We start from the raw sequence: 26,870 nt of genomic DNA, 5'->3' as shown, positions 1-26,870 counted from the left end.
CGCGATGATACCGGAATTGTTCAATTTATGAACAACCTTTTGCCGGAATCGCAGAGTGGGCATGAAAACTGCGAACCGTAACTGTCGCTCCCTGTCGAAGGGTCTAGTCTCATCACTCTCCCTCCGCTTTCGTCAACTTGCCCGAGGATGCCGCATGTCCCAGGAACCCAAAGCACGTGACGCCGAAGTCGCGGATTTTCGTGCCGCTGTACTGAACAAGCTGACCTACGCGGTCGGCAAGGACCCCGAGCATGCCTTCGACCATGACTGGTTCGAAGCGATTGCCCTGGCTGCACGCGATCACATGGTCGATCACTGGATGGATCACACCCGGCAGGCTTATCGACGCAGCCAGAAGCGGGTCTACTACCTTTCCCTGGAGTTTCTCATCGGCCGCTTGCTGTACGACAGCCTGAGCAACCTGGGCCTGCTGGACATCGCGCGCGATGCTCTGGAGGGGCTGGATGTGGACCTTGAGCGCATTCGCCTGCTCGAACCGGACGCCGCGCTGGGCAATGGCGGCCTTGGCCGTCTGGCAGCGTGCTTCATGGAGAGCATGTCTACCCTGGGTATCGCTGCCCATGGTTACGGCATCCGCTATGAGCACGGGCTGTTCCGTCAGGCCGTGGTCGATGGCTGGCAGCAGGAACAGACCGAAAACTGGCTGGATTTCGGCAACCCCTGGGAATTCGAGCGCGCCGAGGTGATCTACCCGATCAGCTTTGGCGGCAGCGTCGAAACGGTCCACGATGCAAGCGGTGCCCAGCGCCAGGTATGGTGGCCTGGCGAGACGGTGCGGGCGGTGGCCTACGACACGCCGGTAGTCGGCTGGCGCGGATCCAGCGTCAACACCCTGCGTCTGTGGCGTGCGCGTGCGCTGGAAGAGTTGCACCTGGAGCGCTTCAACGCCGGTGACCACTTGGGGGCGGTGGCTGAAGTGGCGCGTGCCGAGAGCATTTCGCGTGTGCTTTACCCAGCCGACAGTACCGAGGCCGGTCAGGAACTGCGCCTTCGCCAGGAGTACTTTTTCGTCTCGGCTTCGCTGCAGGACTTGCTGCGGCGTCACCTGAACATGCACAAGGACCTGCTCAACCTGCCTGATGCAGCGGCCATCCAGCTAAACGACACCCACCCTTCGATTGCGGTGGCGGAGCTGATGCGGTTGCTGGTGGACCAGCACGAAGTGCCTTGGGAAAAGGCCTGGGAGCTGACCGTCGGTACGCTCGCCTATACCAACCACACCCTGTTGCCAGAAGCCCTGGAAACCTGGCCGGTAGCGCTGATGGAGCGCATGTTGCCGCGGCACATGCAGATCATCTACCTGATCAACGCCTACCACATTGACAGCCTGCGCGCCAAAGGCCTGCACGACTTCGACGTGCTGCGCGCGGTTTCGCTGATCGAGGAAGACAACGGCCGACGGGTGCGCATGGGCAACCTGGCGTTTCTTGGCTCGCACAGCGTCAACGGCGTGTCGGCGCTGCACAGCAAATTGATGAAGAGCACGGTATTCTCCGAGCTGCACAAGCTCTACCCGCAACGCATCAACAACAAGACCAATGGCATTACCTTCCGCCGCTGGTTATACCAGTCCAACCCGCAGCTGACCGAGATGCTGGTCGAGGCGCTTGGGCCGGAACTCAAGGACGACCCGCAGGCGCGGCTGGCGGGCCTGGTGCCGTTCGCCGACAAAGCCGGTTTTCGCAAGCAGTTCGCTGCCCAGCGGCTGCACAGCAAGCGTGCCCTGGCCAGCATCATTCAGGATCGCATCGGCGTCACGGTCAACCCCGAGGCGCTATTCGACGTTCAGGTCAAACGCATTCACGAATACAAGCGCCAGTTGCTCAACCTGCTGCACACCGTTGCACTGTACCAGGCCATACGCAATGACCCTGGCACCAACTGGGTGCCACGGGTGAAGATCTTCGCTGGCAAGGCTGCGGCCAGTTACCACCAGGCCAAACTGATCATCAAGCTGGCCAACGACATCGCCCGGGTGGTGAACAACGACCCGACGGTGCGCGGCCTGCTGAAGGTGGTGTTCCTGCCCAACTACAACGTCAGCCTGGCCGAGAGCATCATCCCGGCGGCGGACCTTTCCGAGCAGATATCCACCGCGGGTTACGAAGCGTCCGGTACCAGCAACATGAAGTTCGGCCTCAATGGTGCGCTGACCATTGGCACCCTGGATGGCGCCAATGTGGAGATGTGCGAACAGGTGGGGGCCGACAACATGTTCATCTTTGGCCTGACCGCGCAGCAGGTTGAAACGCGCAAGCGTGCCGGTGACTTTGGTGCCAGCGCTGCCATAGCCGCTTCCAACCGCTTGAGCGATGTGTTGCAGGCTATTCGCAGTGGTGTGTTCTCGCCAGATGACCCCTCTCGTTACACCGGGTTGATCGACGGCCTGATCGCCTACGACCGCTTCCTGGTGTGCGCCGATTTCGATGCCTACTGGGATGCCCAGCGGCAGGTCGAGGAACTGTGGCATACGCCGCAGGAGTGGTGGCGCAAGGCGGTGCTCAATACTGCGCGGATGGGCTGGTTCTCGTCGGATCGGACTATCCGTGAGTATGCGACCGAGATCTGGAAGGCGCTGGATTGATGCAGCGCCCATGCTGGCTTGTTCGCGGGTAAACCCGCTCCTGCAGGGGCCTCATCAACCTGTGGGGGAGGGCGCGCCCGCGAATGGCCCCACAACCAGACCACCGGCCTGGCGCGCGCTGAACTACCGACCTATTGTGCCGTCTGAGAGCCGTGGCGAGTCTCATCACTCGCTAGCCCGCCACTCTCCCTGTAAACTGCGGGGGTTTTCATCCCCCAATCCGTTCGGAGCCATACATGTCCCGCGTTACCCTGAGTCGCTATCTGATTGAGCAGACCCGCAGCAACAATACCCCTGCCGATCTGCGCTTCCTGATCGAAGTGGTAGCGCGTGCGTGCAAGGAAATCAGCCATCACGTATCCAAAGGCGCCCTCGGTGGTGTGCTGGGCAGCATGGGCACTGAAAACGTGCAGGGCGAGGTCCAGAAGAAACTTGACGTGATTTCCAACGATATCCTGCTGGAAGCCAACGAGTGGGGCGGTCACCTGGCTGGCATGGCTTCCGAAGAAATGGACAACGCATACCAGATCCCGGGCAAGTACCCGAAAGGCGCCTACCTGCTGGTCTTCGACCCGCTGGACGGTTCGTCGAATATCGACGTCAACGTCTCGGTCGGTACCATCTTCTCGGTTCTGCGTTGCCCTAACCAGTACCTGAGCCAGAACGAAAGCCTCAACGAAGAAGCGTTCCTGCAGCCAGGTACCGAGCAGGTTGCTGCCGGCTATGCCATCTACGGCCCACAGACCATGCTGATCCTGACCTTGGGCAACGGCGTCAAGGGCTTCACTCTGGACCGTGAACTGGGCAGCTTCGTGCTGACTCACGAAAACATCCGCGTACCGGAAACTACCGCCGAGTTCGCCATCAACATGTCCAACCAGCGCCACTGGGAAGCACCGGTACAGCGGTACGTGGGCGAACTGCTGGCAGGTGAGACCGGCCCGCTGAAGAAGAACTACAACATGCGCTGGATCGCCTCGATGGTGGCCGACGTGCACCGCATCCTGACCCGTGGCGGCCTGTTCATGTACCCACGTGACGCCCGCGAACCAAGCAAGCCGGGCAAGCTGCGCCTGATGTACGAAGCCAACCCGATGTCGTTCATCATCGAACAGGCCGGCGGCGCTTCCACCAACGGTTACGATCGCATCCTCGACATCAAGCCAGAAAGCCTGCACCAGCGCGTGTCGGTGATCCTCGGCTCGAAGGAAGAGGTCGAGCGCGTCACCGCCTACCACAAGGAGTAAGTCATGCTCGCACCTTGGCAGCCGTTGCTGGAGTGGTGGTTCGGTTGGGGCACCAGTGCCCAGGCCGTGGCTGACGAGAAGAGCACGCTGTGGTTCGGCAAGCATTACGATGCCGACGCCCATGCGCTGTTTGGCGACCTGGTCGAGCACGCCCTGGCGGGTGGGCTCGACGAGTGGCAGCAAAGCCCGCAGGGCTGGCTGGGTCTGCTGATTTTGCTCGACCAGCTGCCACGCATGATCTACCGCGACACGCCGCGCGCCTTCGAGGGCGATCGGCGTGCCCAGGTAGTGGCCATGCAGGGCCTGCAGAAGGGCTGGGACTACCAGCTGCTGCCGATCCAGCGGGTGTTTGTGCTGCTGGTGCTGGAGCATGCCGAGGTGCTGGACTGGCAGAACCTGTGCGTGGAACGCTATCAAATGCTGCTGGATGAACAGCCTGAGGCCAACCGCCGGCTGTTCGAAGGTTTCCTCGACTATGCCGAGCAGCACCAGCGGGTAATCGCCCGGTTCGGGCGTTTCCCGCACCGCAACCTGGTGCTGGAGCGGCCGAGCACCAGCGAAGAGATGGACTTTTTGCTGGAGCCTGGGTCTCGCTTCTGACGCCCAAGGGGCCTGCTGTGCAGGCCATCGCGACGCAAGGCCGCTCCAACAGGGGCGGCCTTTTTTATTGTGCGCATGACTAATGCTTTGTGATTAATCGCACAGTAGTGGCCATCCGACCAATGGTGTAGGGGCAAAGGGGGTGGGGCAGGGAACCTGGGAGGGATTTTCACGTCGAAGGTCACTGCAGGCCACTCGCCTGTATCATCTTTCAGGAGTGTCCCTTCATGTCGTTGCGTTCCCTCGCCCTGTTGTCGCTGTGCGTCGTGCTGACTGCCTGCAGCAAGATCAACCAGGAAAACTATTCCAAGATCAAGGCCGGTATGAGCAAGGCCGAGGTCGAGCAGTTGCTCGGCACGCCGACCGAGTGCTCTGGCGCGTTGGGCATGAGCAGCTGCACCTGGGGGGACGAGAAGAGCTTCATCAGCGTGCAGTACGCAGCTGACAAGGTGCTGATGTATTCCGGGCAGGGTCTCAAATGAGGCGTGCGTACCTGCTGATGGGGGTATGCCTGGCGTTGCTGCTGGGCGGTTGTGCAGGTTCCTCGCACGACCCGCTGGCACCGAAAACCGCCGGCCATGTCGACCTCAAGCGCTACCAGGGCAAATGGTACGAGCTGGCGCGCCTGCCCATGCGCTATCAGGAAGGCTGCGAGCAGTCCGAGGCCCACTACAACCTCAAGCCTGATGGCAGTTATGGCGTGCTCAACCGCTGCCGCACCATGGGTGATGAATGGCTACGCGCCGAAGGGCATGCGAATATCCAGGAGCCAGGGCACACCGACAAGCTGTGGATCGAGTTCGATAACTGGTTCACCAAGCTGGTGCCAGGCGTGGCGCGGGGTGAGTACTGGATTCTTTATGTGGACGAGCACTACCGTACGGCCATCGTCGGCAGCCCGGACCGCAAATACCTGTGGATATTGTCGCGTACGCCGACGCTGCCTGCCTGGGAGCGCGAGAACCTGCTGTCCAGGGCGCGGCAGCAGGGGTATGACACCAGCCGCTTGATCTGGCGGGCGTCCGATCAGCAAATAGTAAAAATGCACTGAGTTTTTCGGGGTTGCGTTGCAACCCTTCGCGGGCAAGCCCGCTCTCACAGGTTCTGCGCTGAGCCCTGGACTGCCCACAAGACGTTTTTTGGGGGGGCAGTCCAACCTGTGGGAGCGGGCTTGCCCGCGAAGGGCTGCAACGCAGCCCCGGTACACTCAGCCCAAAAGCTCGCGCAACACTTCGGTAAACGCCCGCCCGCTTTCTTCTTCTTGCGCATGCCGCCCCTGGCGTACCACCCACTGCCCATTCACCATCACATCGCGCACCTGGCGATCGCCACCGGCAAACAGCCAGCGGTTGAGAATGGCGTCACCCTCCGCCATGGCGATGTACGGGTCCTGTCCATCGAGCACCAGCCAGTCCGCGCGCTTGCCCACCGCCAGCTCACCGACCGCCTGCCCCAGCGCCTGCGCACCACCGCCCAGCGCCGCGTCATACAGCGTGCGCCCGACCATCGGCTGGTCGCCGCGATACAGGCGGTTGCGCCGTTGATCCCGCAGGCGCTGACCATATTCCAGCCAACGCAGTTCCTCCACCACGCTTAACGACACATGGCTGTCCGAGCCAATACCCATGCGCCCGCCCTGTGCCAGGAAATCCACTGCCGGGAAAATCCCGTCGCCCAGGTTGGCTTCGGTGGTCAGGCACAACCCGGCCACCGCGCCGCTGCGGGCCATGGCAGTTACTTCGTCCGGTTCGGCATGGGTAGCGTGTACCAGGCACCAGCGGCGGTCCACGTCCACGTGCTTGTACAGCCACTGCAGCGGGCGCAGGCCGCTCCAGGCCAGGCAGTCGTCAACTTCCTTCTGTTGTTCGGCGATGTGGATATGCACCGGGCACTGCCTGTCGCTGGCCGCCAGCACTTCGGCGATCTGCCCAGGTGTTACCGCCCTTAGCGAGTGGAAGCACAGGCCCAGGTGCTGCGCGGGTTGCGCGGCCAGCAGCGGGGCGAGTTGCGCTTGCAACTGCAGGTACTGTTCAGTGGAGTTTATGAAGCGCCGCTGCCCGTCGTTCGGCGCCTGGCCGCCAAAGCCTGCATGGCTGTACAGCACCGGCAGCAAGGTCAGGCCAATGCCGCTATCGGCCGCAGCCGCGCTGATGCGGAGCGACAGTTCGACCGGGTCGGCGTAGGGCTTGCCGGCCTGGTCGTGGTGTACGTAATGGAATTCGGCCACAGAGGTGTAGCCGGCCTTGAGCATCTCGATGTACAACTGGCGAGCGATGACCTGAAGCTGCTGGGGGCTGATCTGCCCGACCAGGCGATACATCAGCTCGCGCCAGGTCCAGAAACTGTCGTTGGGGTTGCCGGCAACTTCCGCCAGGCCTGCCATGGCGCGCTGGAAGGCATGTGAGTGCAGGTTGGGCATGCCGGGCAGCACAGGGCCGGCAAGGCGCTCGGCGCCTTCGGCCGAAGCGCCTGGCTCGATGCTGGCCACATGGCCATCGCTGGCGACCTCGATACGCACATGGCTGGCCCAGCCCGCAGGTAGCAGGGCGCGTTCGGCGAAGTAGGCAGACATCGGTGGAATCCTGTTATTGTTAACTTGTATATACATATACAGGCGTTTGCCTGCCGGGTAAACTGCGGCAAGCTACCGCTCATTTCATTTGCACAAGGATCCATCGCCGTGCCGACACCTCCTGTCTCCGCGCTGGTTGCCCAGATGGGCGAGGGCCCGGCGCCGCTCTACGCCCGGGTCAAACAGATGATCATCCAGCAGATCGACAACGGCAGCTGGCCGCCGCATCATCGGGTACCCTCCGAGAGCGAGCTGGTCAACGAGTTGGGCTTCAGCCGCATGACCATCAACCGCGCCCTGCGTGAACTCACCGCCGAAGGCCTGCTGGTGCGCATGCAGGGGGTCGGCACCTTCGTGGCCGAGCCCAAGGGCCGTTCGGCGCTGTTCGAGGTCAACAACATCGCTGACGAAATCGCCGCCCGTGGCCACCAGCATAGCTGCCAGGTGATCACACTTGCCGAGGAAGCGGCTGGCTCCGAACGGGCGTTGGCCCTGGACATGCGCGAAGGCCAGCGGGTGTTCCACTCGCTGATCGTGCATTTCGAGAACGGCGTACCGGTGCAGATCGAGGACCGCTACGTTAACGCGGCCATTGCCCCCGACTACCTCAAGCAGGATTTCACCCGGCAGACGCCCTACGCCTACCTGTCCCAGGTGGCGCCGTTGACCGAAGGCGAGCACGTGGTCGAGGCGATCCTGGCCGAGCCGGAAGAATGCCGCCTGTTGCAGATCGAGCCGGGCGAGCCTTGCCTGCTGATTCGTCGTCGCACCTGGTCCGGTCGCCAGCCGGTGACCGCTGCACGGCTGATCCACCCCGGTTCCCGTCATCGCCTGGAAGGACGTTTCAGTAAATGAGTCAGCTGCTGTTGATGCGTGCGCACGATTACCCGCGCATGCCGTGGAAGAACGGTGGCGGTTTCACCGAAGAGATCACCCGCGACAGCGGCGAGGGCCTGGACGGTTTTGGCTGGCGTCTGTCGATTGCCGATATCGAGGAGTCGGGCGGCTTTTCAACCTTCGTCGGTTACCAACGGATCATCACCGTGCTGCAGGGCGACGGCATGCGGCTGCTGGTCGACGGCCAGGCCAGCCGGCCATTGTTGGCGTTCGATGCGTTTGCCTTCAGCGGCGAGAACCAGGTCAGCTGCAAGTTGCTGGGCGGGCCGATCCGCGATTTCAACCTGATCTATTCGCCGCAGCGATATCGGGCGCGGTTGCAGTGGCTGGATGGCACCAGCCGGGTGTACAGCTCGGCGTCGACGGTGTTGTTGTTTGCTGCCAGCAGCCTGGTCGAAGTAACTATCGTCGGACACGAGACACAGCGGTTGGGGTTGTATGACTGCTTGCGGCTGGAAGGCAATGACCAGTTGCTGGGGCTGGATGTTCAAGGGCGGTTCTGCCTGATTGAGCTGGTGGGGCGCTGAGGGGTTCGCCTGTAGGTTTTTGTCGCCTGTGAGATCGAGCGCCGCCCGCGCGGCGCATCGCGAGCTGCGCTCGCTCCTACGTTTGTTTCTGGCCAGTAACGCCTGTGCCAACGCGCGCGATCGCCTTGTTTGCAAGACGCGACATCAAGCCATGCGCTAAAGCGTTCGCGCGCAAATCCCACAGGACGAATTGGCCAGAAACAAACGTAGGAGCGAGCGCAGCTCGCGATGCGCCGCGCGGGCGGCGCTCGTTCTAGACACCGCCACAAAAATCAAGCCAGGAGCGCACAGGTCCGATTATTTTGGTTGTCCATGCTTGTACATACAAGTAAAGGTGTGTTTGTATATTGACCACGACATACCCGCCCGCGGACGACCGCAGAGGACCTTTCCCGTGACCGACAACAACAAATACCGTGACGTTGAAATCCGTGCCCCACGTGGCAACAAGCTGACCGCCAAAAGCTGGCTGACCGAAGCGCCACTGCGCATGCTGATGAACAACCTCGATCCACAGGTCGCGGAAAACCCGAAAGAGCTGGTGGTATATGGCGGTATCGGCCGCGCTGCGCGCAACTGGGCCTGCTACGACAAGATCGTCGAAACCCTGACCCGCCTGGAAGACGACGAAACCCTGCTGGTGCAGTCGGGCAAGCCGGTCGGTGTGTTCAAGACCCACAGCAATGCACCGCGCGTGCTGATCGCCAACTCCAACCTGGTGCCACACTGGGCTAACTGGGAACACTTCAACGAACTGGACGCCAAGGGCCTGGCCATGTATGGCCAGATGACCGCCGGCAGCTGGATCTACATCGGCAGCCAGGGCATCGTCCAGGGCACCTATGAAACCTTCGTCGAAGCCGGGCGCCAGCACTACGGCGGCAGCCTGAAAGGCAAGTGGGTGCTCACCGCTGGCTTGGGCGGCATGGGCGGCGCGCAGCCACTGGCCGCGACCCTGGCCGGGGCTTGCTCGCTGAACATCGAATGCCAGCAGAGCCGCATCGACTTCCGCCTGGAAACCCGCTACGTCGACGAGCAGGCCACTGACCTCGACGACGCCCTGGCACGCATCGCCAGGTACACCGCCGAAGGCAAGGCCATCTCCATCGCCCTGCACGGCAACGCCGCCGAAATCCTCCCAGAACTGGTCAAACGTGGCGTGCGCCCGGACATGGTCACCGACCAGACCAGCGCCCACGACCCACTCAACGGCTACCTGCCTGCCGGCTGGACCTGGGAGCAGTACCGCGACCGTGCGCAGACCGAACCGGCAGCAGTGGTCAAGGCCGCCAAACAGTCGATGGCCGTGCACGTGCAGGCCATGCTGGACTTCCAGAAGCAGGGTATCCCGACCTTCGACTACGGCAACAACATCCGCCAGATGGCCAAGGAAGAGGGCGTTGCCAATGCCTTCGACTTCCCAGGCTTCGTCCCGGCCTATATCCGCCCACTGTTCTGCCGCGGGGTTGGCCCGTTCCGCTGGGCGGCGCTGTCCGGTGACGCCGAGGACATCTACAAGACCGACGCCAAGGTCAAGGAACTGATCCCTGACGACGCCCACCTGCACCGCTGGCTGGACATGGCCCGCGAGCGCATCAGCTTCCAGGGCCTGCCGGCACGTATCTGCTGGGTGGGTCTGGGCCTTCGCGCCAAGCTGGGCCTGGCCTTCAATGAAATGGTCCGCAGCGGCGAGCTGTCGGCACCGGTGGTGATCGGCCGTGACCACCTCGATTCCGGCTCGGTATCCAGCCCGAACCGCGAAACCGAGGCCATGCGTGATGGTTCGGATGCTGTTTCCGACTGGCCGCTGCTCAACGCCCTGCTGAACACCGCAGGCGGCGCCACCTGGGTGTCGCTGCACCATGGCGGTGGCGTGGGCATGGGCTTCTCGCAGCACTCGGGCATGGTCATCGTCTGCGACGGTACCGATGAGGCCGCCGAGCGCATCGCCCGAGTACTGACCAATGACCCAGGGACAGGCGTCATGCGCCACGCCGATGCCGGTTACGACATCGCCATCGACTGCGCCAAGGAGCAGGGCCTGGACCTGCCGATGATCACTGGCTGATCGCCTCGCTTTGGACCGCACCCCACAAGGGGTGATACTGAACAACAAGAAGGAGTGCGCAGGCACCTGGATACGGGCCTGCGGCTCTACGCGATTGGAGTAGCAAAGTGACCGAACTCACCCTCAAGCCTGGCACCCTGACCCTGGCCCAGCTGCGTGCGATTCACGCCGCGCCCGTGCGCCTGCAACTGGATGCCAGCGCCGCGCCGGCCATCGACGCCAGCGTCGCCTGCGTCGAACAGATCATTGCCGAAGACCGCACTGCCTATGGCATCAACACCGGTTTCGGCCTGCTGGCCTCGACCCGCATCGCCAGCCATGACCTGGAAAACCTGCAGCGTTCGCTGGTGCTGTCCCACGCCGCCGGTATCGGCGCGCCGCTGGATGACGACCTGGTGCGGTTGATCATGGTGCTGAAGATCAACAGCCTCAGCCGTGGCTTCTCCGGCATCCGCCGCAAAGTCATCGACGCGCTGATTGCCTTGGTCAACGCCGAAGTCTACCCGCACATCCCGCTGAAAGGTTCGGTAGGTGCCTCCGGTGACCTTGCGCCGCTGGCGCATATGTCGCTGGTGCTGCTGGGCGAAGGCAAGGCTCGCTACAAGGGCCAGTGGCTGCCGGCCACCGAAGCCCTGGCGATTGCCGGCCTCGAACCGCTGACCCTGGCCGCCAAAGAAGGCCTGGCCCTGCTCAATGGGACTCAGGCTTCCACCGCCTATGCCTTGCGTGGCCTGTTCCAGGCCGAAGACCTGTATGCCGCTGCCATCGCCTGCGGCGGCCTGAGCGTCGAAGCTGCGCTGGGTTCGCGTTCGCCGTTCGATGCGCGTGTCCACGAAGTGCGTGGCCAGCGTGGCCAGATTGACACCGCGGCCTGCTTCCGCGACCTGCTGGGCGACTCCAGTGAAGTGTCGCTGTCGCACAAGAACTGCGACAAGGTCCAGGACCCGTACTCGCTGCGCTGCCAGCCGCAGGTCATGGGTGCCTGCCTGACCCAGCTGCGCCAGGCCGCCGAGGTACTGGGCATCGAAGCCAACGCCGTGTCGGACAACCCGCTGGTGTTCGCTGCCGAAGGTGATGTGATCTCCGGCGGCAATTTCCACGCCGAGCCGGTGGCCATGGCCGCCGACAACCTGGCCCTGGCCATCGCTGAAATCGGCTCGCTCAGCGAGCGCCGCATCTCGCTGATGATGGACAAACACATGTCCCAGCTGCCGCCGTTCCTGGTGGAAAACGGCGGGGTCAACTCCGGCTTCATGATCGCCCAGGTCACCGCTGCCGCCCTTGCCAGCGAAAACAAAGCCCTGTCGCACCCGCACAGCGTCGACAGCCTGCCAACTTCGGCCAACCAGGAAGACCACGTGTCGATGGCCCCGGCGGCCGGCAAGCGCCTGTGGGAAATGGCCGAAAACACCCGTGGCGTGCTGGCCATCGAATGGCTGGGCGCTTGCCAGGGCCTGGACCTGCGCAAAGGCCTTAAGACTTCGGCCAAGCTGGAGCAGGCGCGCCAGGCGCTGCGCAGCGAGGTGCCGCACTACGACCGTGACCGTTTCTTCGCGCCGGATATCGAAAAGGCCGTGGACCTGTTGGCCAAGGGTAGTCTGACCGGCTTGCTGCCGGCGGGTGTGCTGCCAAGCCTGTAATGCCCCTTGGGGCCGCTTGGCGGCCCTTCGCGGGCAAGCCCGCTCCTGCACAAATTGCGATATGCAACGCTATCCATGTAGGAGCGGGCTTGTCCGCGAATGGGCTGCGCAGCAGCCCCTCAATCTCACGACCACAAAAACAATTCAAGGACGTGACATGCAACAAGCTCAAGGTCTCAAGCGCGGGCTAAGTGCCCGCCACATCCGTTTCATGGCCCTTGGCTCCGCCATCGGCACCGGCCTTTTCTACGGCTCTGCCTCGGCCATCCAGATGGCAGGCCCGGCCGTGCTGCTGGCCTACCTGATTGGCGGCGCTGCAGTGTTCATGGTCATGCGCGCCCTTGGCGAAATGGCCGTGCACAACCCGGTGGCCGGCTCCTTCGGCCACTACGCCACGACCTACCTCGGCCCAATGGCCGGTTTCATCCTCGGCTGGACCTACGCTTTCGAGATGGTCATCGTCGCCATCGCCGACGTCACCGCGTTCGGTATCTACATGGGCTTCTGGTTCCCGGAGGTAGCCCGCTGGATCTGGGTGTTGGGCATCGTTTTCCTGATCGGCGGCCTCAACCTGTGCAACGTCAAGGTATTCGGCGAAATGGAATTCTGGCTGTCGCTGCTCAAGGTCGGCGCCATCGTGGCGATGATCCTGGCCGGCCTCGGCATCATGGCCTTCGGTTTCAGCCAGGTGGGTACCGGGCATGCCGTGGGCATGAGCAACCTGTTCGACCATGGCGGCTTCATGCCTAACGGCGTGGGTGGCTTGATCGCGTCGTTTGCCGTGGTGATGTTCGCCTTCGGCGGTATCGAGATCATCGGCGTCACTGCCGGCGAGGCAAAAGACCCGCAGCGCGTCATTCCCAAAGCGATCAACGCGGTGCCAATACGGATCCTGCTGTTCTACGTGCTCACCCTGTTCGTGCTGATGTGCCTGTACCCATGGCCGCAGATCGGTAGCCAGGGCAGCCCGTTCGTGCAGATCTTCAGCAACCTGGGCATTGGCTCTGCCGCTGCTGTGCTGAACGTCGTGGTGATTTCCGCTGCCATCTCTGCCATCAACAGCGACATCTTTGGCGCTGGCCGCATGATGTATGGCCTGGCCCAGCAAGGCCACGCCCCGCGCGGTTTCAGTAAGTTGTCGAAACATGGCGTACCGTGGATGACCGTCGTGGTGATGGGGGCTGCGCTGCTGATCGGCGTATTGCTCAACTACCTGATCCCGGAAAATGTGTTCCTGCTGATTGCCTCGATCGCCACCTTCGCCACGGTGTGGGTGTGGCTGATGATCCTGCTCACCCAGGTAGCCATGCGCCGCAGCATGAGCCGCGAGCAAGTGGCCCAGCTCAAGTTTCCGGTACCGTTCTGGCCATACGGCCCGGCCATGGCCATTGCGTTCATGGTGTTCATCTTTGGCGTGCTCGGCTACTTCCCGGACACCCAGGCGGCATTGATCGTCGGCGTGATCTGGGTGGTGTTCCTGGTGGCGTCCTACCTGCTGTGGTGCAAGCCGCGTGCAGGGCGGGGCCAGCCGGTAGCGGAGCCGGCCGAGCTGCACCGCTAGCAAAGGAGATTGTGCATGAGAACCCTCTGGCAGCATTGCCATGTTGCAACCATGGCCGACGGCCGCTACTCGGCCATCGAGGATGCGGCGATCGTCACCAGCGCCGGGCTGATCGAGTGGATAGGCCCACGCGCCGAGCTGGCGCCAGTCGAAGCTGATCGCACGGTTGACCTGGGTGGTGCCTGGGTCACCCCTGGGCTGATCGACTGCCACACCCATGCGGTGTTCGGCGGCAACCGCAGCGGCGAGTTCGAGCAGCGCCTGCAGGGCGTGAGCTATGCCGAAATCGCCGCACAGGGTGGCGGTATCGCCAGCACTGTGCGGGCTACCCGTGCGGCCAGCGAAGACGAGTTGTTCGCCAGTGCTCGCCAGCGCGTTCAGGCACTGATGCGCGATGGCGTGACCACCATCGAGGTCAAGTCCGGCTACGGCCTGGACCTGGCCAACGAGCGCAAGATGCTGCGAGTGGCCCGGCGCCTGGCTGACGAGCTGCCGCTGACGGTGCGTGCCACGTGCCTGGCAGCGCACGCTTTGCCCCCGGAGTACGCAGCCCGGGCCGATGACTACATCGCGCACATCTGTGATGAAATGTTGCCGGCCCTGGCCGCCGAAGGCCTGGTAGATGCGGTGGACGCCTTCTGCGAACACCTCGCGTTCTCGCCGGCCCAGGTCGAGCGACTGTTCATCAAGGCACGCGAACTGGGCCTGCCGGTCAAGCTGCATGCCGAACAGCTGTCATCGTTGCACGGCTCAAGCCTGGCCGCGCGTTACCAGGCTCTGTCGGCTGACCACCTGGAGTTCATGACAGAGGAAGACGCCATGGCCATGGCAAACGCCGGCACAGTCGCCGTGCTGCTGCCGGGTGCCTTCTACTTCCTGCGTGAAACCCAGCTGCCGCCAATGGATGCATTGCGCCGGCACGGGGTGAAGATTGCCCTGGCCAGCGACCTCAACCCCGGCACCTCGCCAGGGTTGTCGCTACGGTTGATGCTGAACATGGGCTGCACCTGCTTCCGCATGACGCCGGAAGAAGCCCTGGCCGGCGTTACGGTCCACGCTGCCACGGCGCTGGGCCTGGGTGACAGCCACGGCTCGCTGCAAGTGGGCAAGGTGGCCGACTTCGTCGCCTGGCAGATCGAACGCCCCGCCGACCTGGCCTACTGGCTGGGTGGCGACCTGCCCAAGCGCGTAGTGCGCATGGGCCATGAAATCTCCAACTGAGCGAGGCCCGATGGACAAGGTACTGAGTTTTCACCAAGGTCGCCTGCCGCTGCTGATCAGCATGCCGCACGCTGGCCTGCGCCTGAGCGACGCCGTGCGCGACGGCCTGGTCGACCAGGCGCAAAGCTTGCCGGACACCGACTGGCACATCCCGCAGTTGTACGACTTTGCCCGTGACATGGGCGCCAGCGTGGTGGCTGCAGAGTATTCACGCTTCGTCATCGACCTGAACCGGCCGGACGACGACAAGCCACTGTACGCCGGCGCCACCACGGGCTTGTACCCGGCGACGCTGTTCGGTGGCGAACCCCTGTTCAAGGATGGGCTGGCACCGTCTGGCGAAGAACGTAAACGCTATCTGGAGCAGATCTGGCGCCCCTATCACGCTACCATTCGTCGCGAGCTGGACCGCTTGCGAGAGCAGTTCGGTTATGCGCTGCTGTGGGATGCCCATTCGATCCGTTCGCTGATCCCGCACCTGTTCGACGGCAGGTTACCGGACTTCAACCTGGGTACTTTCAACGGCGCCAGTTGCGATCCGGCACTGGCTGAGCGGCTGCAGGGTGTGTGCGCCGGGATGCAAGGTTACAGCCATGTGCTCAACGGTCGGTTCAAAGGCGGGTACATCACCCGGCATTATGGCGACCCGGCCAACCATATCCATGCTGTGCAACTGGAGCTGGCGCAAGGCACGTATATGGAGGAAATCGAGCCATTTGCCTACCGGGAAGATCTGGCGCAACCGACACAAGCGGTATTGAGGCAGCTGCTGCAAGCGCTGCTGGCGTGGGGCGACGAGCGTTACAAGCGTTGAGTGGAGGCGGCGACGCTATCGGCGTCGCCAGGCGCCGTGGGAGGCCATTGTCGGAAATCTGCGCAATGGCCATTCGCGCCGTTCGAACGCGTCAGCAAGGACGGTGCTGAAAGCGCAATTCAGGTTTATGATGGCCCACGGCCGAATAATCCTCACACGGAGTGCGCAATGCAGACCCTCTACCCGCAGATCAAACCCTACGCCAGGCACGATCTGGCCGTGGAAGCGCCGCATGTGCTTTATGTCGACGAAAGCGGCTCGCCGGAAGGTCTGCCCGTGGTGTTTATCCACGGAGGCCCTGGCGCTGGCTGCGACGCCCAGAGCCGCTGCTACTTTGACCCCAACCTGTACCGCATCATCACCTTCGACCAGCGCGGCTGTGGCCGCTCCACGCCCCATGCGAGCCTGGAGAACAACACCACGTGGCACCTGGTCGAAGACCTGGAGCGCATTCGCGAACACCTTGGCATAGACAAGTGGGTGCTGTTTGGTGGCTCTTGGGGCTCGACCCTGGCCCTGGCCTACGCTCAGGCTCACCCAGAACGCGTGCACGGCCTGATCCTGCGCGGCATCTTCCTGTGCCGGCCGCAGGAAATCGAGTGGTTCTACCAGGAAGGCGCCAGCCGCCTGTTCCCCGACTACTGGCAGGACTACATCGCACCGATACCACCGGAGGAACGCGGCGATCTGGTCAAGGCCTTCCACAAGCGCCTGACCGGTAACGACCAGATCGCCCAGATGCACGCCGCCAAGGCGTGGTCCACCTGGGAAGGCCGTACCGCCACCCTGCGCCCCAATCCGCTGGTGGTCGACCGCTTTTCCGAACCGCAGCGGGCGCTGTCGATCGCTCGCATCGAATGCCACTACTTCATGAACAACGCCTTCCTCGAACCGGACCAGCTGATCCGTGATCTGCCCAAGATCGCCCACCTGCCGGCGGTGATCGTGCATGGGCGCTACGATGTGATCTGCCCACTGGACAACGCCTGGGCGTTGCACCAGGCCTGGCCGAACAGTGAGCTGAAAGTGATCCGTGACGCCGGTCACGCGGCTTCCGAGCCTGGCATCACCGATGCCCTGGTGCGTGCCGCCGACCAGATGGCCCGACGCCTGCTCGACCTGCCCTTGGAAGAAGCATGAAGGGCCTGTTGCAGCGCGTGCGCGGTGCGCGGGTTGAAGTGGCGGGGGAGGTGGTCGGTGCCATCGACCAGGGGTTGCTGGTGCTGGTGGCGGTCGAGCCTGACGATTCCCGCGAACAGGCCGATAAGCTGTTGCACAAGCTGCTGAACTACCGTGTGTTCAGCGACGATCAGGGCAAGATGAACCTGTCGCTCAAGGATGTCGGGGGTGGCCTGTTGCTGGTGTCACAGTTCACCTTGGCCGCCGATACCCGCAACGGCATGCGTCCGAGCTTCTCGACAGCGGCGCCACCGGCCCTCGGCGCCGAGTTGTTCGACTATCTTTTGCAGCAGGCAAAGGCTCAGCACGCCGACGTGGCCAGCGGCCGCTTCGGGGCGGATATGCAGGTGCACCTGGTCAATGATGGCCCCGTAACATTTATGTTACAAATATGAGGTCAAAAACCCCTTTGTTCACAGGAAAACAAGGGGTTTTATACGATAAATAGTTGCTCCAGCCTGATGCGTTGTCACGCAACCTGCTGGATAATCGCGCGCTGCATGGACCTGCGTTCGCAGGTCCGTTTCACTCTGACTCGAGCATTGTCTGGATCCGTTTGGGGAATCATTACGCCCTCACGGGGTCCGAACAGTGCTCGCCAACCCGGCATTTGTCGCTGGCCGTTGGTTTCATGATCTGTTTTCGGCGAGGGTTGCTCGTGATTGTTAGTCCCCAAAAAGCATCAAGAATCCCCGGCGTTCGGCTACGCAAGGCGCTGATGGCCAGTGTGGCTCTGGTTGGCCTGATGAGCGCGGGCCAGCTGTGGGCATTCAATCTTGACGATGTTGCAGCCAAGGCAAAGGATCTGGCCGGCCAGAAGTACGACGCACCCAAAAGCAACCTGCCGGCCGTGTTCCGCGACATGAAGTTTGCGGACTACCAGAAAATCCGTTTCCTGCAGGAAAAGGCCGAGTGGGCCAAGGACAAGACCCCGTTCAAACTGTCGTTCTATCATCAGGGCATGCACTTCGACACCCCGGTGAAAATCAACGAGGTCACTGCCACCAAGGTCCAGGAAATCAAGTACGACCCGGACCGCTTCGAGTTCGGTGACGTGCCGCACGACCCGGAAACCACCAAAAACCTCGGTTACGCCGGTTTCCGCGTGCTGTACCCGATCAACAAGGCCGACAAGCAGGATGAGATCATGACCCTGCTTGGCGCCAGCTATTTCCGTGTAGTCGGCAAGGGCCATGTGTACGGCCTGTCTGCCCGTGGCCTGGCCATCGACACCGCACTGCCCTCGGGCGAAGAGTTCCCGCGCTTCACCGAGTTCTGGGTTGAAAAACCCAAGCCAGCCGACAAGCACCTGGTGATCTATGCGCTGCTGGATTCGCCGCGCTCCACCGGCGCCTACAAGCTGATCCTGCGTCCGGGCAACGACACCGTGGTCGACGTGCAGTCCCGCGTGTTCCTGCGTGAGCATGTCAGCCGCTTGGGCATTGCTCCGCTGACCAGCATGTACCTGTTCGGCCCCAATCAGCCGTCCAAGGTGCTCAACTACCGCCCGGCCCTGCATGACTCCGAAGGCCTGTCGATTCACGCCGGCAATGGCGAGTGGCTGTGGCGCCCGCTGAACAACCCGAAGCACCTGGCCGTGAGTAACTTCAGCGTCGAGAACCCGCGTGGTTTCGGCCTGATGCAGCGCCAGCGCGCCTTCAGTGACTACGAAGACCTCGACGACAACTACCAGAAGCGCCCAAGCGCCTGGATCGAGCCGAAGGGTGACTGGGGCAAGGGTAGCGTCGACCTGGTCGAAATCCCGACCGCCGACGAGACCAACGACAACATCGTGGCTTTCTGGAGCCCGGAGAAGCTGCCGGAGCCCGGCAAGCCGATCGAGTACGCCTACCGCATGCATTGGACCATTGACGAGCCGCAGTTCCAGGCCCCTGACCTGGGCTGGGTCAAGCAGACCCTGCGTTCCACCGGTGACGTCAAGCAATCCAACCTGATCCGCCAGCCAGACGGCAGCGTGGCGTTTCTGGTCGACTTCGCCGGCCCGGCCCTGGCTGCCCTGCCGGAAGACACCGCGGTGCGTAGCCAGATCAGCGTGGGCGACAACGCCGAGGTGGTCGAGAACAATCTGCGCTATAACCCTGAGACCAAGGGCTGGCGCCTGACCCTGCGCCTGAAGGTAAAGGAAGCCAACAAATCGACCGAAATGCGCGCCGCACTGGTGCGTGACGTGCCGGTCGAAGCCGCCAAGCCTGCCCAGGACGCCAAGCAGGACAAGGCCGCAGCCAAGCATGCCAAGGCCGAGAAAGCCGTCAAGGCTGAGCCATCTGCCAAGGCCGAACAACCTGCCGCCGATGCGGCACCCACCAACGGGGCCCCGGCCACCACCGAGAAGGTGCTGACCGAGACCTGGACCTATCAGTTGCCTGCCGATGAGTAACTCAAGCGCAAGGCCGGAATCGCTTGGCGAGTACCTGGCCCACCTACCACTGAGCGACCAGCAGCGGGCTGAACTTGCCAGTTGCACCTCGTTCAGTGAGCTGCACCAACGCTTGGCGGCCAACCCGGCCGCCAGCTCTGCCGAGGCCGTGCAGGCCTCGGTGGGCCCGCGCCTGACCGTGGGCAGCGCCGCCGAGCTGGAAGACGCCGAAATGCTCGGCGTCGATGGCAGCGGCCGCCTGTGCCTGAAGATCGCCCCGCCGATCAAGCGCACCAAGGTTGTGCCCGAACCGTGGCGCACCAACGTGCTGATCCGCATGTGGCGGCGCATGACCGGTCGTACCAATGCCCCGCAGCCGCCCAAGCGCGAACTGCCACCGGCACGCTGGCGCACGGTCGGTTCGATCCGCCGCTATATCCTGCTGACCCTGATGATTGGCCAGACCATCGTTGCTGGCTGGTACATGAAGGGTATCCTGCCGTACCAGGGCTGGTCGTTCGTTGACCTCGACGAAATCCTCAGCCAGTCGCTGTGGGACACGGTGGTGCAGGTGTGGCCGTATGCCTTGCAGACATCCATCCTGATTCTCTTCGGCATCCTGTTCTGCTGGGTGTCGGCGGGCTTCTGGACCGCACTGATGGGCTTCCTCGAGCTGCTCACCGGGCGCGACAAATACAAGATTTCGGGCAGCAGCGCAGGCAACGAGCCAATCGCGCCCGAGGCGCGCACCGCGCTGGTGATGCCGATCTGCAACGAAGACGTGCCGCGGGTGTTCGCCGGCCTGCGCGCAACGTTCGAGTCGGTGGCCGCCAGCGGCAACCTCGACCGTTTCGACTTCTTTGTGCTCAGCGACACCAACGACACCGACATTGCCGTGGCCGAGCAACAGGCCTGGCTGGATGTGTGCCGCGAAACCAAAGGCTTTGGCCGCATCTTCTACCGCCGCCGTCGTCGCCGGGTGAAGCGCAAGAGCGGCAACCTCGACGACTTCTGCCGTCGCTGGGGTGGCGAGTACAAGTACATGGTTGTACTCGACGCCGACAGTGTCATGAGCGGCGAGTGCCTGAGCAGCCTGGTGCGCCTGATGGAAGCCAACCCGGACGCCGGCATCATCCAGACCGGGCCGAGAGCCTCGGGCATGGACACCCTGTACGCACGCATGCAGCAGTTCGCTACCCGCGTGTACGGCCCACTGTTCACTGCCGGTCTGCACTTCTGGCAGTTGGGTGAGTCGCACTACTGGGGCCACAACGCGATCATCCGCATGAAGCCGTTCATCGAGCACTGCGCCCTGGCGCCGTTGCCGGGCAAGGGCGCATTCGCCGGTGCCATCCTTTCCCACGACTTCGTCGAAGCTGCGCTGATGCGCCGTGCCGGCTGGGGCGTGTGGATTGCCTACGACTTGCCGGGCAGCTACGAAGAACTGCCGCCAAACCTGCTCGACGAGCTCAAGCGCGACCGCCGCTGGTGTCACGGCAACCTGATGAACTTCCGCCTGTTCCTGGTCAAAGGCATGCACCCGGTTCACCGTGCGGTGTTCCTCACCGGGGTGATGTCTTACCTGTCGGCGCCGCTGTGGTTCCTGTTCCTGGTGCTGTCGACCGCGTTGCTGGCGACCAACACGCTGATGGAGCCGCAGTATTTCATCGAGCCATACCAGCTTTACCCGCTGTGGCCGCAATGGCACCCGGAGAAGGCCGTAGCGCTGTTCTCCACCACCATCGTGCTGTTGTTCCTGCCCAAGCTGCTTAGCGTCATCCTGATCTGGGCCAAGGGCGCCGTCGAGTTTGGTGGGCGAGTCAAGGTTACTTTGTCGATGCTGATGGAGATGCTGTTCTCCATGTTGCTGGCACCGGTACGCATGATCTTCCACACCCGCTTCGTGCTGGCCGCGTTCCTCGGCTGGGCTGCGACCTGGAACTCGCCGCAGCGCGACGACGACTCCACGCCGTGGGGCGAAGCCGTGCGCCGGCATGGCCCGCAGACGCTGCTGGGCATTGCCTGGGCCGCACTGGTGGCGTGGTTGAACCCGAGCTTCCTGTGGTGGCTGGCGCCTATCGTCGGTTCGCTGGTGCTGTCGATCCCGGTATCGGTCATTTCCAGCCGCACCCGCCTGGGCCTGGCGGCCAAGGACGAGAAGCTGTTCCTCATCCCCGAGGAATACGCCACCCCACAAGAGCTGCTGGCGACCGACCAGTACACTCACGAAAACCGCTGGCATGCCTTGCATGATGGCTTCGTGCGGGCCGTGGTCGACCCGCGGCAGAATGCCCTGGCCTGCGCCATGGCCACTGCCCGCCATGGCCAGGCGGCACCGATTGAAGCGTTGCGTGCAGAGCGCGTTGCCAAGGCGATTGAAGTCGGGCCGAAAGGCCTGGACCTCAATACGCGCCTGGCCCTGCTCAGCGATCCGGTGGCACTGAGCCGCCTGCACGAGCAGGTGTGGGCCGAGCACAACGCGGCATGGATCGATGTGTGGCGTGCGTCGATCAACAATGACCCGCATTCGCCGCTGTTGCCGTTGCACCCGGAAAACGCAGGCCAACCGACACTCGTCGGCGCCTGATCGGGCCTGTTCGCGGCGGTTCGGCGCCCCGATGGACCCGATCCTACAGGGTAACTGACAGGTCCTCTTCGCGGGTGAACCCGCTCCTACCAGGGATACACATTCCCTTGTAGGAGCGGGTTCACCCGCGAAGCTTTTTGCCCTAGCCCCCCATTTTGGCCAACAAAGTCCCCCCGCGGCTCTAGGTCCTCGGGCCGCCATGCGTTAGCATCCCTCTCCGATACGACGCTTCGGCCAGCACGGCCGTGCCAACACAATAAGATTCGCTACTTTTATTGCTAGGGGACTTGGTGATGATCAAGAAATACCTTTCGCGACTGCTGGTCGGTGTGACCGCCCTGGTCGCCGTGACTGCGGCCCAGGCGGGCGCCATCGATGACGCGGTCAAGCGCGGCACCCTGCGGGTGGGCATGGACCCGACTTACATGCCGTTCCAGATGACCAACAAACGTGGCGAAATCATCGGCTTCGAAGTCGATATCCTCAAGGCCATGGCCAAGTCCATGGGCGTCAAGTTCGAGGCTGTGTCCACCGCCTATGACGGCATCATCCCGGCCCTGCTGACCGACAAGTTCGACATGATCGGCAGCGGCATGACCCTGACCCAGGAGCGCAACCTGCGTCTGAACTTCAGCGAACCCTTCATCGTGGTTGGTCAGACCCTGCTGATCCGCAAGGAACTGGCTGGCGAGATCAAGTCGTACAAAGACCTGAACAACGAGAAGTACCGCCTCACTTCCAAGTTGGGCACCACGGGTGAAATGGTCGCCAGGAAGCTGATCAGCAAAGCCAAGTACCACGGCTACGACAACGAACAGGAAGCGGTCATGGACGTGGTCAACGGCAAGGCTGACGCCTTTGTCTATGACGCGCCGTACAACGTGGTGGCGGTAGATAAAGCCGGCGCCGGCAAGCTGCTGTTCCTCGACGAGCCCTTCACCTACGAGCCGCTGGCCTTCGGCCTGAAGAAAGGCGACTACGACAGCATCAACTTCATCAACAACTTCCTGCACCAGATCAAGCACGACGGGACCTACGATCGTATTCACGACAAGTGGTTCAAGAACAAGGACTGGCTGAAGGAAATGGAATAAGGCCCAGGCCACAAGCCCGGCTTTATGACCCCGACGCGCAGGCAAACCCTGCGCGTTCGCATTTACGGAAGTACCCCACGTGATCAAACACAAGAAAGCCCAGTGGCCATGGCATGGGTTGACCGCCCTGGTCCTGGTGGGCCTGGCGCTCAGCCTTTACATGGCCACCTCGATGATTTCCTACGAGTGGCGCTGGAACCGCGTACCGCAGTACTTCGCCTACAAGGCCGAGGACGTACAACGCGCTGCCGGCTACGGCACTGTGCAGGAAATCGTCATCTCCGGTGACAACGCCCGCGTCACGCTGAAGGACGAAAGTGGTGCCGAGCAAGTGCTCGATGTGGCCAAGGACAGCCTGCAACTGAGCCGCGGCGACGATGTTGCCGAAGGCGACCAGATTGGCGTAACCCGTCACTGGGCCGCTGGCCCGCTGGCCTGGGGCCTGTGGACCACTTTGTGGATCTCGGTGGTGTCCGGGGCGTTGGGCCTGGTGATCGGCCTGTTCGCCGGATTGTGCCGGTTGTCCAACAACCCGACCCTGCGCGACCTGTCGACCGTCTATGTCGAACTGGTGCGCGGTACGCCGCTGCTGGTACAGATCTTCATCTTCTACTTCTTCATCGGCACCGTGCTCAACCTGTCCCGCGAGTTTGCCGGGGTGGCGGCACTGGCATTGTTCACCGGTGCTTACGTGGCTGAAATCGTCCGTGCTGGCGTGCAGTCGATCGCCAAGGGCCAGAACGAGGCTGCCCGGTCGCTGGGCCTGAACGCTGGCCAGTCGATGCGCCATGTGATTCTGCCGCAGGCGTTCAAGCGCGTGCTGCCGCCCCTGGCCGGCCAGTTCATCAGCCTGGTCAAGGACACCTCGCTGGTGTCGGTGATCGCCATCACCGAACTGACCAAGAGTGGCCGTGAGGCCATCACCACCTCGTTCTCAACCTTCGAGATCTGGTTCTGCGTGGCAGGCCTGTACCTGCTGATCAACCTGCCGCTGTCGCACATTGCCAGCCGGCTCGAGCGGAGGCTTGCGCAAAGTGATTGAAGTCCGTGACCTGCTGAAAGTCTTCGACACCCGTGGTCAGGTGGTAAGGGCTGTGGATAACGTCACCACTCAGGTCGCCAAGGGCGAAGTGGTGGTGGTGCTCGGGCCATCGGGGTCGGGCAAGTCGACGTTCCTGCGCTGCCTCAACGGCCTGGAGCATTTCGACCAAGGCCATGTGGCCATCGATGGCCTGCAACTGGCCGACCCCAAGACCGACATCAATGCCTATCGCCGCGAAGTCGGCATGGTGTTTCAGCATTTCAACCTGTTTCCGCACATGACCGTGCTGGAAAACCTGTGCCTGGCGCAGAAGGTGGTGCGCAAGCGCAACAAGGCTGACCGCGAGGCCAAGGCCCGGGCGTTGCTGGAAAAGGTCGGTATTGCGCAGAAGGCCAACGAATTCCCGTCCCGGCTTTCCGGCGGTCAGCAGCAGCGGGTAGCGATTGCCCGGGCCCTGGCCATGGACCCGAAAGTGATGCTGTTCGACGAGCCGACCTCAGCGCTCGACCCGGAAATGGTCGGTGAGGTGCTGGACGTGATGAAGACCCTGGCCCAGGAAGGCATGACCATGGTTTGCGTCACCCACGAAATGGGCTTTGCCCGTGAAGTGGCCGACCGCGTGCTGTTCTTCGATCACGGCAAACTGCTGGAAGATTCGGCCCCAGCGGCGTTCTTCGCTGCGCCGAAAGACCCGCGTGCGCAGGCATTCCTGCGCCAGGTGCTGTAACCGCGCCGGGTTCTTCGCGGGCAAGCTCGGCCCTGCATGTCCACCACTGCCTTGAAGGGGGTGCTGTACCTGTGGGCGCGGGCTTGCCTGCGAAGAGGGCGACGTGATATCAGATGCTGAACCTCCCCACCATCCCCCGCAATTGCTGCCCCAGATGCTCCAGCTCTCCACTCGAGGCTGCCGTCTGCTCACTGGCCGCACTGGTCTGATCCGAAACATCCCGCACATTGATCACGCTTCGGTTGATCTGCTCGGCCACCACGCTCTGCTCTTCACTGGCGGTGGCGATCTGCTGGTTCATACCCTGAATACTCGACACCGTGTCGGTGATCTGGCTCAGCGCGTGCCCGGCCCTGCGGCTCAGTTCCACGCTCTGTTCGGTCAGGCTTTTGCTGCTGTCCAGCAAGCGGGTCACTTCGTCGGTACCGTTGTGCAGGCTGTCGATCAGTTGGCCAATCTCCTCGGTCGCCGTCGAAGTGCGCTGGGCCAGGCCGCGCACCTCATCGGCCACCACGGCAAAGCCACGCCCGGCTTCACCGGCCCGTGCCGCTTCGATCGCCGCGTTCAGCGCCAGCAGGTTGGTCTGTTCGGAGACCGACTTGATCACATCCAGGATGCTGCCAATCCGCTGGCTCTCGCCTGCCAGGTGCTGCATGGCCGCCAGGCAATGGTCCATCTGCCCGGCCAGTTGTTCGATACGGCCGATGGCTTCGGCGACTACCTGATCACCCACCTGTGCCTGCTGGTCAGCGTTGGTCGCGGCCAGTGAGGCTTGCTCGGCGTTCTGTGCCACTTCCTGCACGGTGGCGCTCATCTGGTTCATGGCAGTGGCCACCTGGTCGGTTTCCTCGCGCTGCTGATTGATGCGCAACTTGGTGTCTTCGCTACTGGCCGCCAACTGCGTGGCGGCCTGTGACAGCTGGCCGACACCCTGATCAATGCCACCGATCAGCTCGCGCAGGCTCAAGGTCATCTCGCGCATGCTGGTTTGCAACTGGCCCATTTCGTCGCGACGTTGCACGGTGTCGACCTGGCTCAGGTCACCCTTGGCGATGCGGGCGGCCACGGCCAACGTCTGGCGCAGTGGCTGGGTGATCTGCAAGGTGATCAGCCAGGCGGCCAGCGCCCCTACCACCATTGCCAGCAGTGCCACACTGGTCAGCAGCGACCGAGCGGCCAGGGCCTCACTGTCGCGTTGTTCGACCTTGCGTTTGCCCAGTTCGAGGCTAACCGTTCGCAGCTCGTTGCCCATGTTTTCCATGTTGTTCTGCAACTGCTCGACACGTACGGCGGCGCGGCGGTACTGATCCAGGCTGGTGCGGTACTTGCTCAGCTCGACACCGGGTTGCTCACTGATGGCACGTGGCAAGCCCAACGGTGCAAGGCCTTCAAGCAGTTGCGCAAGGCTACTGTCGGCGGCGTCCAGGGCGTTATCACCGACTTTGGCAAAATCCTCGACCGGGACGAAGGTGTAGGCTGGAACCAGGCTTTGCTGGTTGGCACCTTCGACATGCCGGCTGAGGGTGTCCATCAGGCCCAGCACACCACTTTGCTGACTGTCGTCAGGCATTTTCAGCAAGGCCTGGGTCTGCAGTTCGTCAATCGCCACGCTGAGTGCTTGCTCCTGCGACTGCAGGGCTTCGCGCAGGGCTACACGGCTGGCGACGCTGCGCTGCAGTTCGCTGAAGTTGTCGCGCAGGCTCTGTAACAATGCCATTTTTTCTGTCAGCAACTGCCGTGACTCATCGACGTTGCTGCGTTGCTGCAGGGTGGTCAGCATGCTATTGAGCTGGTCGAGGATGTTGCTGATGCGCGCTCTGCTGGCATCGTCGTTGAGCACGCGGTAGGTGATGCGTTCCGCGCGCAGGTCTTTTGTCAGGTCGTTGATCAGGCCTATTTCACTGAGTTGCTGTGAGCGCACGATGGCACCATCCAGGGCACGCCAGCCGCTGATGGTGGTGGCCAGGGTGAGCAGCAGGACCACGGCGAAGCCGAGGGCCAGCTTGGCGGCGACACTGATGTTGCCGAGCTTGCGGTTGAGGGAGCCAAGCATGGGGAATCTCCGAGCGAGTGAGAGAAAGGATGCAGGCGCATGGCTGGCATCACATCTCT

General features: G+C 62.8%; 21 protein-coding genes and 1 pseudogene. 19 read left to right on the top strand and 3 right to left on the bottom strand.

Translation table 11 applies throughout. The features are described 5' to 3' along the window. The first annotated feature begins 154 nt into the window (after positions 1–154). The 5 genes from AC3B5Q_RS24045 (at position 155) to AC3B5Q_RS24025 (ending at position 5,503) form a co-directional block, all read left to right on the top strand. Positions 155–2,605 carry a glycogen/starch/alpha-glucan phosphorylase gene (locus AC3B5Q_RS24045; RefSeq protein ID WP_021783719.1) on the top strand — a complete coding sequence of 817 codons (2,451 nt, stop codon included), beginning with the start codon at positions 155–157 and terminating at the stop codon, positions 2,603–2,605. Positions 2,606–2,841: 236 nt separating this feature from the next. After that, positions 2,842–3,852, top strand: a complete 1,011-nt coding sequence (locus AC3B5Q_RS24040) for a class 1 fructose-bisphosphatase (RefSeq protein WP_003249230.1) — start codon at positions 2,842–2,844, stop codon at positions 3,850–3,852. A gap of 3 nt (positions 3,853–3,855) precedes the next feature. Continuing rightward, positions 3,856–4,452: a DUF924 family protein gene (locus AC3B5Q_RS24035; protein ID WP_021783720.1), complete on the top strand. Its 597-nt coding sequence runs from the start codon at positions 3,856–3,858 to the stop codon at positions 4,450–4,452. Between the two features lie 227 nt (positions 4,453–4,679). After that, a complete protein-coding gene (bamE, locus tag AC3B5Q_RS24030; RefSeq protein WP_009681214.1) occupies positions 4,680–4,934 on the top strand; it encodes an outer membrane protein assembly factor BamE domain-containing protein in 255 nt (84 codons plus the stop codon). Next, positions 4,931–5,503, top strand: a complete 573-nt coding sequence (locus AC3B5Q_RS24025; RefSeq protein ID WP_021783721.1) for a lipocalin family protein — start codon at positions 4,931–4,933, stop codon at positions 5,501–5,503. Before bamE ends, AC3B5Q_RS24025 begins: the two co-directional genes overlap by 4 nt. Positions 5,504–5,659: 156 nt before the next feature. Here AC3B5Q_RS24025 and AC3B5Q_RS24020 read toward each other — a convergent pair whose 3' ends face one another. Then, positions 5,660–7,024 (bottom strand): formimidoylglutamate deiminase, encoded by a 1,365-nt coding sequence (locus AC3B5Q_RS24020; protein ID WP_392472353.1) that lies wholly within the window; start codon positions 7,022–7,024, stop codon positions 5,660–5,662. A 144-nt stretch (positions 7,025–7,168) separates the two neighbouring features. On the opposite strand from AC3B5Q_RS24020, the gene hutC reads away from it, so the two are divergent. The 14 genes from hutC (at position 7,169) to AC3B5Q_RS23950 (ending at position 24,758) form a co-directional block, all read left to right on the top strand. Next, positions 7,169–7,879 (top strand): histidine utilization transcriptional repressor HutC, encoded by a 711-nt coding sequence (gene hutC / locus AC3B5Q_RS24015; protein ID WP_172402783.1) that lies wholly within the window; start codon positions 7,169–7,171, stop codon positions 7,877–7,879. Further along, positions 7,876–8,448 (top strand): HutD/Ves family protein, encoded by a 573-nt coding sequence (locus tag AC3B5Q_RS24010; protein WP_021783724.1) that lies wholly within the window; start codon positions 7,876–7,878, stop codon positions 8,446–8,448. Before hutC ends, AC3B5Q_RS24010 begins: the two co-directional genes overlap by 4 nt. 394 nt (positions 8,449–8,842) lie before the next feature. Further along, positions 8,843–10,516, top strand: a complete 1,674-nt coding sequence (gene hutU / locus AC3B5Q_RS24005; protein ID WP_021783725.1) for a urocanate hydratase — start codon at positions 8,843–8,845, stop codon at positions 10,514–10,516. 107 nt (positions 10,517–10,623) lie between these two features. Next, positions 10,624–12,156 (top strand): histidine ammonia-lyase, encoded by a 1,533-nt coding sequence (hutH, locus tag AC3B5Q_RS24000; RefSeq protein ID WP_010955589.1) that lies wholly within the window; start codon positions 10,624–10,626, stop codon positions 12,154–12,156. A gap of 157 nt (positions 12,157–12,313) precedes the next feature. Beyond that, positions 12,314–13,717 (top strand): L-histidine transporter HutT, encoded by a 1,404-nt coding sequence (hutT, locus tag AC3B5Q_RS23995; protein WP_028697521.1) that lies wholly within the window; start codon positions 12,314–12,316, stop codon positions 13,715–13,717. Positions 13,718–13,732: 15 nt separating this feature from the next. Further along, positions 13,733–14,938: an imidazolonepropionase gene (gene hutI / locus AC3B5Q_RS23990; protein ID WP_053870496.1), complete on the top strand. Its 1,206-nt coding sequence runs from the start codon at positions 13,733–13,735 to the stop codon at positions 14,936–14,938. A gap of 10 nt (positions 14,939–14,948) precedes the next feature. After that, positions 14,949–15,752, top strand: coding sequence for an N-formylglutamate deformylase (hutG, locus tag AC3B5Q_RS23985; protein ID WP_028697520.1), 804 nt, complete (start codon positions 14,949–14,951; stop codon positions 15,750–15,752). 168 nt (positions 15,753–15,920) lie between these two features. Further along, a complete protein-coding gene (gene pip, locus AC3B5Q_RS23980) occupies positions 15,921–16,892 on the top strand; it encodes a prolyl aminopeptidase (RefSeq protein ID WP_021783729.1) in 972 nt (323 codons plus the stop codon). Further along, on the top strand, positions 16,889–17,326 hold the full coding sequence (dtd, locus tag AC3B5Q_RS23975) for a D-aminoacyl-tRNA deacylase (protein WP_021783730.1): 438 nt from the start codon (positions 16,889–16,891) through the stop codon (positions 17,324–17,326). The genes pip and dtd overlap by 4 nt, the downstream gene beginning before the upstream one ends. Positions 17,327–17,589: 263 nt before the next feature. Next, a complete protein-coding gene (locus tag AC3B5Q_RS23970) occupies positions 17,590–19,329 on the top strand; it encodes a glucan biosynthesis protein G (protein ID WP_206539453.1) in 1,740 nt (579 codons plus the stop codon). Then, positions 19,322–21,895: a glucans biosynthesis glucosyltransferase MdoH gene (mdoH, locus tag AC3B5Q_RS23965; RefSeq protein WP_021783732.1), complete on the top strand. Its 2,574-nt coding sequence runs from the start codon at positions 19,322–19,324 to the stop codon at positions 21,893–21,895. Before AC3B5Q_RS23970 ends, mdoH begins: the two co-directional genes overlap by 8 nt. 296 nt (positions 21,896–22,191) lie before the next feature. After that, positions 22,192–22,989, top strand: coding sequence for a transporter substrate-binding domain-containing protein (locus AC3B5Q_RS23960; protein WP_033730273.1), 798 nt, complete (start codon positions 22,192–22,194; stop codon positions 22,987–22,989). 79 nt (positions 22,990–23,068) lie between these two features. Beyond that, positions 23,069–24,031 carry an amino acid ABC transporter permease gene (locus tag AC3B5Q_RS23955; RefSeq protein WP_021783734.1) on the top strand — a complete coding sequence of 321 codons (963 nt, stop codon included), beginning with the start codon at positions 23,069–23,071 and terminating at the stop codon, positions 24,029–24,031. Further along, a complete protein-coding gene (locus tag AC3B5Q_RS23950) occupies positions 24,024–24,758 on the top strand; it encodes an amino acid ABC transporter ATP-binding protein (RefSeq protein WP_003249271.1) in 735 nt (244 codons plus the stop codon). Before AC3B5Q_RS23955 ends, AC3B5Q_RS23950 begins: the two co-directional genes overlap by 8 nt. A 109-nt stretch (positions 24,759–24,867) precedes the next feature. Here the strand turns inward: AC3B5Q_RS23950 and AC3B5Q_RS23945 are convergent, their stop codons facing one another. Beyond that, positions 24,868–25,572, bottom strand: a complete 705-nt coding sequence (locus AC3B5Q_RS23945; protein WP_373604728.1) for a methyl-accepting chemotaxis protein — start codon at positions 25,570–25,572, stop codon at positions 24,868–24,870. Between the two features lie 198 nt (positions 25,573–25,770). Continuing rightward, positions 25,771–26,811, bottom strand: a pseudogene (locus AC3B5Q_RS23940) (methyl-accepting chemotaxis protein); the annotation flags it as partial. Between the last annotated feature and the right edge of the window lie 59 nt (positions 26,812–26,870).

The organism is Pseudomonas sp. D5(2026) (genome assembly GCF_057766845.1).
This window is presented reverse-complemented; position numbering and strand designations above follow the sequence as displayed.